General features: G+C 69.9%; 12 protein-coding genes and 1 pseudogene. 11 read left to right on the forward strand and 2 right to left on the reverse strand.

The window, feature by feature from the left end; genetic code table 11:
• The 4 genes from HUV01_RS06515 to HUV01_RS06530 all read left to right on the forward strand — a co-directional run.
• On the forward strand, positions 1-763 hold a 763-nt coding region (locus HUV01_RS06515), incomplete at its 5' end, for an ABC transporter substrate-binding protein (RefSeq protein ID WP_174297494.1).
• Between the two features lie 281 nt (positions 764-1,044).
• The gene (locus HUV01_RS06520) at positions 1,045-1,638 is read left to right on the forward strand and encodes a uroporphyrinogen-III C-methyltransferase (protein ID WP_302480028.1); all 594 of its coding nucleotides are present in this window, start codon (positions 1,045-1,047) and stop codon (positions 1,636-1,638) included.
• A 310-nt stretch (positions 1,639-1,948) separates the two neighbouring features.
• Positions 1,949-3,319, forward strand: a complete 1,371-nt coding sequence (mgtE, locus tag HUV01_RS06525; RefSeq protein WP_174297496.1) for a magnesium transporter — start codon at positions 1,949-1,951, stop codon at positions 3,317-3,319.
• The gene (locus HUV01_RS06530) at positions 3,316-4,638 is read left to right on the forward strand and encodes a carbohydrate porin (RefSeq protein WP_174297497.1); all 1,323 of its coding nucleotides are present in this window, start codon (positions 3,316-3,318) and stop codon (positions 4,636-4,638) included. Before mgtE ends, HUV01_RS06530 begins: the two co-directional genes overlap by 4 nt.
• Positions 4,639-4,818: 180 nt before the next feature.
• Here the strand turns inward: HUV01_RS06530 and HUV01_RS06535 are convergent, their stop codons facing one another.
• The gene (locus tag HUV01_RS06535) at positions 4,819-6,339 is read right to left on the reverse strand and encodes a YifB family Mg chelatase-like AAA ATPase (RefSeq protein WP_174297498.1); all 1,521 of its coding nucleotides are present in this window, start codon (positions 6,337-6,339) and stop codon (positions 4,819-4,821) included.
• Between the two features lie 169 nt (positions 6,340-6,508).
• On the opposite strand from HUV01_RS06535, the gene rpmH reads away from it, so the two are divergent.
• From rpmH to yihA, 5 genes are read left to right on the forward strand one after another with little or no spacing between them, the layout of a single operon-like run.
• Positions 6,509-6,643 carry a 50S ribosomal protein L34 gene (gene rpmH / locus HUV01_RS06540; RefSeq protein WP_140870725.1) on the forward strand — a complete coding sequence of 45 codons (135 nt, stop codon included), beginning with the start codon at positions 6,509-6,511 and terminating at the stop codon, positions 6,641-6,643.
• A 2-nt stretch (positions 6,644-6,645) separates the two neighbouring features.
• Positions 6,646-7,020, forward strand: coding sequence for a ribonuclease P protein component (gene rnpA / locus HUV01_RS06545; RefSeq protein WP_254606425.1), 375 nt, complete (start codon positions 6,646-6,648; stop codon positions 7,018-7,020).
• The gene (gene yidD, locus HUV01_RS06550; protein ID WP_174297499.1) at positions 7,017-7,229 is read left to right on the forward strand and encodes a membrane protein insertion efficiency factor YidD; all 213 of its coding nucleotides are present in this window, start codon (positions 7,017-7,019) and stop codon (positions 7,227-7,229) included. The genes rnpA and yidD overlap by 4 nt, the downstream gene beginning before the upstream one ends.
• Positions 7,230-7,245: 16 nt before the next feature.
• A complete protein-coding gene (gene yidC, locus HUV01_RS06555) occupies positions 7,246-8,973 on the forward strand; it encodes a membrane protein insertase YidC (protein ID WP_174297500.1) in 1,728 nt (575 codons plus the stop codon).
• Positions 8,970-9,617 carry a ribosome biogenesis GTP-binding protein YihA/YsxC gene (gene yihA, locus HUV01_RS06560; RefSeq protein ID WP_174297501.1) on the forward strand — a complete coding sequence of 216 codons (648 nt, stop codon included), beginning with the start codon at positions 8,970-8,972 and terminating at the stop codon, positions 9,615-9,617. Before yidC ends, yihA begins: the two co-directional genes overlap by 4 nt.
• Before the next feature lie 42 nt (positions 9,618-9,659).
• On the opposite strand, the gene HUV01_RS06565 is transcribed toward yihA, so the two are convergent.
• Positions 9,660-9,914 (reverse strand): hypothetical protein, encoded by a 255-nt coding sequence (locus tag HUV01_RS06565; protein ID WP_174297502.1) that lies wholly within the window; start codon positions 9,912-9,914, stop codon positions 9,660-9,662.
• A gap of 117 nt (positions 9,915-10,031) precedes the next feature.
• Here HUV01_RS06565 and HUV01_RS06570 point away from each other — a divergent pair, with 117 nt between their 5' ends.
• Entirely contained in the window at positions 10,032-10,976 is a 945-nt protein-coding gene (locus HUV01_RS06570) for a DnaJ C-terminal domain-containing protein (RefSeq protein WP_174297503.1), read from the forward strand.
• A gap of 70 nt (positions 10,977-11,046) precedes the next feature.
• Positions 11,047-11,150, forward strand: a pseudogene (locus HUV01_RS15125) (NADH-specific enoyl-ACP reductase); the annotation flags it as partial.

Raw genomic sequence — 11,150 nt, forward strand, 5'->3', positions numbered from 1 at the left:
GGCGGCGTGCGGGGTACGGCCCGCCCGCGACGTCGAGACGGTCACGGTCAGCCCGCCCTTCGCCGCCGAGGCGCTGGCGGCCGGCGAAGTCGACGGCATCTGCGTCGGCGAGCCCTGGAACTCGGTGGCGGTGGATCGCGGCGTCGGCCGCATCGTGCTGGTCACCGCGCAGATCTGGCGGCGCGGCGTGGAGAAGGTGCTCGCGACCCGCGCCGAACGCCTGGCCGATGCGCCCGAGCTGTTCCACCGGCTGATCCGCGCGCTGCACGCCGCCGCCGCCTGGTTCGTGCGCCCCGACACGGCCGAGGCTACCGCCGCGATGCTCGCCCGGCCCGAGTATCTCGACGGGTCGGCCGAGCTGATCCGCCGCGCCATCTCCGACCGCGTCCGGCTGGTCGAGGGCGCGCGCCCCATCCACATCCCCGACTTCATGTTCCGGTATCGCGAAGCCGCCAACTTCCCCTGGCGCAGCCAGGCCGCGTGGCTCTACTCGCAGCTCGTGCGCTGGGAGGGCGGCACCGTCTCGGCGGAGGAGGCCGGGATCGCCGAGGGCGTGTTCCGGCCCGACGTCTATCGGCGCGCCCTTGCCGGCGGCGGCGCGCCGCTGCCCGGCGCCAGCTCGAAGCTGGAAGGTGCGCTGGTCGGCGACACGGGTGTCGGATCGACGCAGGGGCGGCTGATCCTCGGGAGCGACCGTTTCTTCGATGGGCGCGCCTTCAATCCGGAGGATATTTCGGGGTATCTGCGCACGCTCGCGCAATGATCGGGTCCCATCGCACGAAGCGGCTTGCATGATGGGTTCGATTCGGACATACTCGCGCTGTCGGGCAATGGCGTCCGATACGAAATAGCCGCTGCCGCCGTCCAACGAGGGGCGTCGGCGACGGGGCGATCCACTCGGGTCGCCATGGCAATGGTGCCGCCCGACACGCCGATCCCGGCCGCTGTCGAGGCGGCTTTTTTGCGTCTGGGAGACTTGCGATGGCGACCAGGGGACAGGATTGGGCGGCGGCGCCGATGGGCACGGCCGGAACGACCGCCGGCATGACGGCCGGCGGCGGGAGTATCGCGGGCGGGAGCAGCTTCTGGACGGCGGGCAACCGGCCGACGCTGTTCGCCGCGTTCCTGTATTTCGACTTCGCGTTCATGGTCTGGGTGCTGCTGGGGCCGCTGGGGCCGGACATCGCCAGGTCGCTGGCGCTCGACCCGGCGCAGAAGGGCTTCATGGGCGCTTCGCTCACGCTGCGCGGACTGGCCCGCAGGCTGACATTCGTCACCGCCCACGCGCGCGCCGGTGAAACGCTCGACCTCGACTGGCGGGCGCTCGCCGACCCCGATGCCACGCTGGCCGTCTACATGGGCAAGGCCGCCGCGGGAGAAGTGGCGGAGCGGCTGATCGCGAACGGCCTGCCGCCCACGACGCCGGCTGTGGTGGTGGAGAATGCCAGCCTGCCCGGCGAACGCGTCTTCGCGACCCGGCTGGACCTGCTCCCGCTCGCCACCGCGACCGCCCTGGGCGATGGTCCGGCGGTCCTGCTGATCGGGAAGGCGATGGGCCAGCGAAAGTATTGCAGGGCTTGGCTCGACACCCGTGACCGCGCCACCATGGTGCAGCAGTGGACGAAGCGGCCCGTTTAGGTCGAAGCGACAGAACTCGCGCGGAAACCGTGCTTGCCTGGCTTGGGCACCGTGGCGGATCGCTTGACGACTGCGTCTTCCCGAACCGCGATGTATGCAGGCTCGCGGCGTTCGTTGACTTGACACAAGTCGGATTTCGCGAGCACAGGCGCGCTGCCCGCAGACAACCGTCACGCGGGCAAGCAACCGAAAGTCGTCAACCCATGCCGAGCGACAGTAGCAGTCGACCGTCCTTGCCGTCCGCGGTGCCTGTGGCCTGAGCCTTGGGGCTCGCCTGGGTCCGCGTGCGGCGGATCAGAAGAGGTGAGCCATGCACAACGTCATCCACCATGACGCGATCTTCGACGCGGCGGCCATAGCCGCCAGGCTGGTGGGCGCGCGCGGCGCGGACATCGCCGATATTCTAGACACCCATGATCCGCGCGAGGCCGCGGCGGTCGTCGGGCATCTGCCGCTCGACGAGGCGGTCAAGGCGTTCGACCAGCCCGGGATCGGCTGTCCCGAGAAGATCGTCGGCCTGCTGCCGCGGCCCATGGCGGTCGCGCTGCTCGACGCGATGTCCGCCGACCGCACCGCCGACCTGTTCCGCCTGATGGCGGAGCCGGCGCGATCCGAGCTGCTGGCGCACGTCACCCCCGACCTTCGCGCGACGATCGAGCGGCTGCTCGACTATCCCGAGGCGAGCGCCGGCTCGATCATGACGACCGAGTTCGTCGAGGTGCCCGCCGACTGGACGATCGCGCAGGTGCTCCACCACATTCGCATGGTCGAGCGCACGCGCGAGACGGTCTATTCAGTCTACGTCACCGATCCGGCCAGGCACACGCTCGTCCAGGCGGTGACGCTGCGGCGCCTGATCTCCGGCGATCCGCACGCCGGCGTGCTCACCGCCGCGCCCGATCGCCGGCCGGTCACGATCGGCCCGAACGACCGTCGCGAGGAGGCCGTGCGGCTGATCTCCAGATACGACCTGCTGGCGATCCCGGTCGTGGACGGGCACGGCCACCTGCTTGGCATCGTCACGGTCGACGACGTCATCGATGCCATGATCGAGCGGCAGACCGCGCAGGTGCATCGCTTCGGCGGCGTCGAGGCGCTGGACGAGAACTATCTGCGGATCGGCTTCCGGGCGATGATCCGCAAGCGCGCGGGCTGGCTATGCGCGCTGTTCCTGTCCGAGATGCTTACCGCTTCCGCCATGCAGGGGTTCGAGGGCGAGCTGGAGAAGGCGATCGTGCTCACCCTGTTCATCCCGCTCATCATGAGTTCGGGCGGCAACTCGGGCAGCCAGGCGACCTCGCTCGTCATCCGCGCGCTGGCGCTGCGCGAGGTCACGTTGCGCGACTGGTGGCGGGTCGCGTTGCGCGAGCTGCCGACCGGGCTGACGCTGGGCGCGATCCTGGGGCTGATCGGCATCGCCCGCATCTCGCTATGGCAGTGGCTCGGCTTCTACGATTATGGAACGCACTGGCCATTGGTCGCGACGACGGTGGGCGCGGCGCTGGTCGGCATCGTCACCTTCGGCTCGTTCGTCGGCTCGATGCTGCCGTTCGGGCTGCGCCGGCTGGGGTTCGATCCGGCAAGCGCGTCGGCGCCGTTCGTGGCGACGCTGGTCGACGTGACCGGGCTGGTCATCTATTTCGGAGTCGCTGCCATCGTCCTGCATGGAACGCTGCTGTGAGGCGCGCCTGCCGCACCGTCGCGCTGCTCGCGGGCATTGCCGGCCTCTCGCCGATCCGTGCGCAGGAGGCGGCGTCGCCGCTTCCCGACTGGCTCGCGATCCATGGCCAGGGCACGGTCGTGCTGCAGGGTACGCCCGCCTTCCGCTCGCCGTACGACGGCCCGAACAGCCTGACGCCGCGCCAGGTGAAGGAGACGGTCGACCTCACGCTCTACGCGGGCGTTCGGCCCTGGGCGGGCGGCGAGCTGTGGGCAAATCCGGAGGTCGACCAAGGCTTCGGCCTGTCGAACACGTTGGGCGTTGCGGGCTTTCCGAGCGCCGAGGCGTACAAGGTCGGCAAGAGCCGCCCCTATACGCGGCTGCAACGGCTGTTCTTCCGCCAGACGATCGCGCTGGGCGGGGCGGCGGAGACGGTGGCGGCGGACCAGAACCAGTTCGCCGGCACGCATCGAACGGATCGCATCGTGCTCACCGCCGGCAAGTTCGGTGTCGGCGACGTATTCGACACCAACCGCTATGCGCACGATCCCCGCCGCGACTTCCTCAACTGGGCGGTCGTGGACGCGGGCAGCTTCGACTACGCCGCCGACGCGTGGGGTTATTCGACCGGGATCGCCGCCGAATGGTATCGCGGGCCGTGGACGATGCGCGCCGGCGTGTTCAACCTGTCGACGATCCCCAATGGCGAGCGGCTGGAGAGCGGCTTCCGGCAGTTCCAGCTCGATGGCGAGATCGAGCATCGACACCGGCTTGGCGGCCGCGACGGCGCGGTCCGCCTCACCCTGTTCCGCAATCGCGGGCGGTTCGGGCGCTTCGACGACGCGCTGGCGCTTGCCGCCGCCACCGGGGACGCGCCCGACACCGGGCTGGTGCGGGCGCGACGGACGCGCATGGGCGCCAGCGTCAACGTCGAGCAGGGCGTCACCGAGGCGATCGGCGTCTTCGCGCGCGCCGGCGTCGCGAGTGGCGGGATCGAACCCTACGACTTCACCGACATCGACCGCACGGCGCAGGTCGGCCTGTCGATCGACGGCAGGCGATGGGGCCGCGCCGGCGACACGGTCGGTATCACGGCGGTAGTCAACGGCATCTCGCGCGAGCACGAACGCTACCTCGACGCCGGCGGCATCGGCGTCCTCGTCGGCGACGGGCGGCTGCCGCATCCCGGCGTCGAGGCGATCGGCGAGGCGTATTATCAATGGAGGCCGCTGAAAGCGGTCGCCGTATCGCTGGACTACCAGCTCGTCGGCAACCCGGGCTACAATGGCGATCGCGGCCCGGCCAACGTCTTCGCGCTCCGCCTGCACGCGCAATACTGAGCGGCTGCTGCATAAGCTTCGGGGACTCGATCAGGTCCACCACAGGATGATGGCAGCGGATGATGTTCGGCGCGATGCGGGAGGCGTCCGGTCGTATGATCCAACCGAACGATCCGATATCCGCTATCGGGAAGTGCTGATCGACCTTCCTGCAACCGGAGGCTACGTTTCAAGCCGCCATCAACTCCGCGGCGCCTGCCTCCGATAGCTCAGCGCCTCGGCGACGTGGATCCGCCCCACCGTCTCCGCACCCGCCAGATCGGCAATCGTCCGCGCGACGCGCAGCACGCGGGTATAACCGCGCGCGGTCAGACGCATCTGCTCGGCCGCCTGCGCCAGCAGCCGCCGGCCGGGGTCGTCGGGCGTGGCATGCGCGTCGAGCAGCGGGCCGTCGGCTTCCGCGTTGGTGCGCACGCGCGTCCCCGTTTCCTGGCCTGCATAGCGCGCCGACTGCACGCCCCGCGCCGCCGCCACCCGCGCGGCGACTTCGGCCGATCCCTCGGTCGGCGGCGGCAGGACGAGGTCGGCGGCGCTCACCGGCTGCACCTCGACGTGCAGGTCGATGCGGTCGAGCAGCGGCCCCGACACTTTCGCCTGATAGTCGGCGGCGCAACGCGGCGCGCGCGAGCAGGCCAGCGCGGCGTCGCCCAGATGCCCGCACCGGCACGGGTTCATCGCCGCGACGAGCTGGACGCGCGCGGGGAAGGTGACGTGCGCGTTGGCGCGGGCGACGCTGACGGTACCCGTCTCCAGGGGCTGGCGCAGCGAATCTAGCACCGCGCGCTGGAACTCGGGCAGTTCGTCGAGGAACAGCACGCCCAGATGCGCAAGCGAGACCTCGCCCGGCTTCACCTTCAGCCCGCCGCCGGTCAGCGCGGCCATGGAGGCGGAATGGTGCGGGCTGCGGAACGGGCGCGTCCGGGTCAGCCGTCCGCCCGCCAGCGTGCCGGCAACCGACTGCACCATGCTCGCCTCCAGCGCCTCGGCCGCATCAAGCGGCGGGAGGATGCCCGGAAGGCAGCTCGCCATCAGCGACTTGCCCGATCCCGGCGGGCCGACCATCAGCAGGTTGTGCCCACCCGCTGCGGCGATCTCCAGCGCGCGCTTGGCGGTCTCCTGTCCCTTGACCTGTTTCAGGTCGGGGCCGAGCCCCGCCTCCTCCACCTCGCCCGGCTCGGGCGGCTTCAGCAGACCGTGACCCTTGAAGTGGTTGAGCAATGCGAGCAGGTCGGGCGCGGCCAGCACCTCGATGCCTGCGCTCCACGCCGCCTCCGATCCTTGCGCGGCCGGGCAGATCAGCCCCTTGCCCACGGTCGCAGCGTGCAGCGCCGCGAGCAGGACGCCCGGTGACGGCGCGATCCGCGCATCGAGCCCGAGCTCGCCCACCACGACATAGTCCGCCAGCGCCTCCGCATCGACGATCCCCATCGCCGCCAGCAGCCCCAGTGCGACGGGAAGGTCGTAGTGCGATCCTTCCTTGGGGATATCGGCGGGCGACAGGTTGACGACGATACGCTTGGGCGGCAGCGCGAGGCCCATCGCCGCGACCGCGCCGCGCACCCGCTCGCGGCTTTCCGCCACCGCCTTGTCGGCGAGGCCCACGACATGGAAGGCGGGCAGGCCGGGGATCAGCTGCACCTGAACCTCGACGGCCCGCGCCTCCAGCCCCAGATAAGCCACCGTCGCTACGCTCGCCGTCATCCGCCCCCCTTGTGCAGGCGAGCATAGCGGCCCGGCGGCGGAGGGGAACAGGTGATGCGCGCGAATTGACGTCGCGGGCCTTTGCGGGTATGCGCCCGCCCTCAACGGCTGACCCTCGGGCGGCCCTTTCTTCGAGCGCACGCAGGACGTGCCAGCCGGGTGATGAACGATGAAGCGGACTTTCCAGCCCAGCAATCTGGTGCGGGCGCGCCGTCACGGCTTCCGCTCGCGGATGGCGACGGTCGGCGGCCGCTCGGTCATCCGTGCCCGCCGGAACCGCGGTCGCAAGAAGCTGTCGGCTTAGTCTTGGACGGCCCGGCCACGCCGGGCGGCGGCGCCGACACCAAGCCGGCGATACGCACCCTTACCAGACGTCCCGACTTCCTCGCCGCAAACAAGGCGCGGCGCGCCCCGATGCCGGGCTTCGTGCTGCTGGTGCGGCGGCGCGACGACGGCGATCCCACGATCAGACTGGGCATCACCGTCACCAAGAAGGTCGGAAACGCCGTGGTGCGCAACCGCATGAAGCGCCGCTTCCGCGCGCTGGGCCGCGAGCTGTTGCCGGACAGCGGGGTGCCGGGCGCGGATCATGTGCTGATCGGTCGTTCGGACGGGATAGAACGATCGTTCGACAGGCTTCGCGGCGAGCTTGCCAAGGCGCTGGCTAAAATCACGCGATGATCGCGCGGGCGCTGATCCTGGTGGCGCGCGGGTGGCAGCTGGGTCCCTCGCTGCTCCTCCCGCCGGCCTGCCGGTTCTCTCCAAGCTGCTCGGCCTATGCAATCACCGCGCTTCGCCGCTATGGAGCGGCGAAGGGTGGCTGGCTGGCATTGAAGCGCATCTCGCGCTGTCACCCGTTCGGCGCCCACGGCCACGATCCCGTGCCCTGACGTCAGGAAAGCTCCCGTGAAGGAAGACTCGCGCAATTTCATCCTGTTCGCGGTGCTCGCGGCGCTGATCCTGTTCGGCTGGCCGTTCGTGTCCGGCCGGCTGTTCCCCGCCGCCAACCCGCCCGCGACCCGGATCGTCAACGGCAAGTCGCAGGCGCTGCCCAATCCCGCCGCCGATCCGACCGCCGACGGCCCGGTCGCGACGCGCGACCGCCGCGTGGTGCTGGCCGAAAGCCCCCGCGTCCGCATCATCACGCCCCGCCTGGCCGGATCGATCAACCTGAAGGGTCCGCGGATCGACGACCTCGTGCTGGTTCAGTACAAGGAGACGGTCGCCAGGCACTCCGCGCCGATCCGCCTGCTGTCCCCCGCCGGCGCTGCGGAGGCGTATTTCGCGCAGTTCGGCTGGCGCGGCGACGGGCTGAAGACGCCGGACGCGGATGCGGTGTGGAAGGCGTCCGCGCCCGTCCTGTCCCCCGGTCATCCGGTGGCGCTGACCGCCGACAACGGTGCCGGGCTCGCGTTCCGGATCGATCTGGCGGTAGACGACGGCTACATGATCTCGATCCGGCAGAGCGTCGGCAACACAGGCGCGTCGGCGGTGCCGGTCGCCGCCTATGGCCTGGTCAGCCGCAGCGGGGTGTCCAAGGACGCGACCAGCCGCACGATCCACACCGGGCCGATGAGCGCGCACGAGGGGAAGGCGGATTACGGCATCGACTTCGCCGACGTCGACAAGGCGCCGCAGCGTTTCACCACAGCCGGCGGCTGGCTGGGCTTCACCGACAAATACTGGCTGACCGCGCTGGTGCCCGATCAGGCGCGCGGCTTCGACGGCGAGTTCCGCGCGGGCGCGGGGGCCGGGCAGGCCCGAGCGTATCAGGCGGACTTCACCGCCGCGCCGCAGCAGCTGCGTCCCGGCCAGGTGGTCACGCAGACCAGCCGTTTCTTCGCGGGTGCGAAGGAGACACGGCTGATCGACGGCTATAACGACGGGACCTACGGCGGCGGCGGCATCGCCAATTTCGATCGCGCGATCGACTGGGGCTGGTTCCGCGTCGTCGAGAAGCCGATCTTCTACTATCTCGACTGGCTGTTCCGGCACGTCGGCAACTATGGCGCCGCCATCGTCCTGCTGACTTGCACGATCCGCCTGCTGATGTTCCCGATCGCGCAGCGTCAGTTCGCCAGCATGGCGGCGATGCGTGCGATCCAACCCAAGATGAAGGCGCTGCAGGAACGCCACAAGGACGACAAGACGCGGGCGCAGCAGGAAGTGATGGCGCTGTACAAGGCGGAAAAGGTCAACCCGCTCGCCGGCTGCCTGCCCACCTTTCTCCAGATCCCGATCTTCTATGCGCTGTACAAGATGCTGCTGGTCACGATCGAAATGCGGCACCAACCGTTCGTGGCGTGGATCAAGGACCTGTCCGCGCCCGATCCGCTGACCCCGGTAAACCTGTTCGGCCTGCTGCCGTTCACGCCGCCAGGCGTCCTGCACCTGGGCATCCTGGCGATCCTCCTGGGCGGCACGATCTGGCTGCAGATGCGGATGAACCCGGCGGCCGCAGACCCGACGCAGCAGCAGGTGATGATGTTCATGCCGTGGATCATGATGCTGTTCTTCGCGCCGCTCGCGGCCGGGCTTCAGCTTTACTACATCGCCAGCAACCTGCTGACGCTGGCGCAGCAGCGGTTCCTTTACTCGCGCCATCCGCAGCTCAAGGTGGCGGCGGTCAAGTGACGCCGGACGAGCAGGCGCGTGCCGCTCTGGTCGAGGCGGCGCGCAAGCTCTTCGCCGGGCCGGTCGCGTTCCTGCGCTCGGCGCCCGCGCTGGAGCACCTGCCCGATGCCGATGTGCCCGAGGTGGCGTTCGCAGGCCGCTCGAACGTCGGCAAATCGTCGCTGCTCAACGCGCTTACCGGGCGCAACGCGCTCGCCCGCACGTCGAACACGCCGGGCCGGACGCAGGAGCTGAACTTCTTCGACGTCGGCGATCCGCTGGCGTTCCGGCTGGTCGACATGCCCGGCTACGGCTTTGCCAAGGCGCCGCCGGACGTGGTCCGCCGCTGGCGCTTCCTGGTCAACGATTTCCTGCGCGGGCGCCAGGCGTTGAAGCGAACGCTGGTGCTGGTGGACGCGCGCCACGGCCTGAAAGAGGTCGATCGCGAGATCATGACGATGCTCGACAAGGCGGCGGTGAGCTACCGCCTGATCCTGACGAAGGCGGACAAGATCAAGCCGACCGACCTCGCCGAGGTCGCGGAGGCGACGACCGCGGAGGCGCGAAAGCGCCCGGCCGCCCACCCTGAGGTGCTGTCGACGTCGAGCGACACGGGTCTAGGCATCGCCGACCTGCGCGCGGCGGTGCTCGAGGCGGTGGAGTAAGGCTCCGTCATCGCCGCGGTCGCGAGAATGACGAAACGGAGCCTACTCCTTCGTCGCTGCGTTCGGATTGTCCTCGCCGTCCTCGTCCCCCGTCCCCGAATAGCCGATGTGGCTCTGGCCGCCGTGACCCATGAAGCCGCCGTGGCTGCCCGCGTCGCCGGCACCGTCCGGGTTCTGCGGTCGCGCGCCGCCACCGCTCTCGCCACCGCCTTCCCAGCCTCCGGTCTCCTTGTTGCCGTCGCCCGCTCCCTTGGGATTGGTGCCGCCCATCGCCTGGTTCGGTTGCTTGTCGGTCATGCCCTTGTCTCCTCTATTTACTCAACGCATCGGCGAGGCCGCGCGTTCATACCCTCATTGCTCCCGCGCCCGCACTGCCCCACATAGATCACACACTCCGCCATTTTCGGGGACACGATGGCCGATCCATATGCCACTCTGGGTGTCGAGCGCACCGCCGACGAGCCCAGCATCAAGAAAGCGTACCGCAAGCTCGCCAAGGAGCTGCATCCCGATCGCAACAAGGACAATCCCAAGGCGTCGGAGCGGTTCAGCCAGGCGACGCAGGCGTACGACCTCCTGTCCGACAAGGACAAGCGCGCGCGCTTCGATCGCGGCGAGATCGACGGCGACGGCAATCCGGCCGCGCCGTTCGGCTTCGGCGGCGGCCGGCCCGGCGGCGGCTTTCGCGGCGGAGCCGCCCCTGGCGGCCAGAACTTCGAGTTCAACGGCGAGAATGTGGACGTCGGCGACCTGTTCGAGAACATGTTCGGCGGCGGCGGTCCGCAACCGGGTCGCGGCGGCTTTGCCAGCGGCTTTGGCCGGCGCCCGCAGCCCAAGGGCGCCAATATCGCCTATCGCCTGTCCGTATCCTTCGTCGACGCCGCTACCCAGGCGCCGCAGCGGATCGTGCTGGCGGACGGCACGACGCTGGATCTCAAGCTTCCCGCGGGTGTCGAGACGGGCACGCAGATGCGCCTGGCGGGCAAGGGCGAACCCGGCCCGGGCGGTGCCGGCGACGCGATCGTGACGATCGAGGTCGCGTCCCACCGCTTCTTCGTGCGCGAGGGCGATGACGTGCGGCTCGACCTGCCGGTGTCGCTGGCGGAGGCGGTGCGCGGGGGCGCGATCCGCGCGCCGACGGTGGACAAGCCGGTGAACCTGACGATCCCCAAGGGCGCGAGCTCCGGCCGCGTGCTGCGGCTGAAGGGCAAGGGCTTCACCAGGAAGGACGGCGGCCGGGGCGACCAGCTGGTGACGCTGATGATCGAGCTGCCCGCCGACGACGCCGACCTGCAGCGGTTCGTCGAAGGCTGGGCCGCCGCCGATGCGCGCGATCCCCGCGCGGCGCTCGGTATGTGACGGCGGCACTGGCGGAACCCGGCGGTCGGGTAGTAGGGGTTGTCGCCATGACACAGGAAGCGAGCGCGACGTGAACGGATTGATGGCGGGCAAGCGCGGCCTCATCATGGGCCTCGCCAACGACAAGTCGCTCGCCTGGGGCATCGCGCGCAAGCTGGGCGAGGCGGGGGCGGA

It is taken from the genome of Sphingomonas bacterium (assembly GCF_903643035.1).
Classification (GTDB): Bacteria; Pseudomonadota; Alphaproteobacteria; order Sphingomonadales; family Sphingomonadaceae; genus Sphingomonas.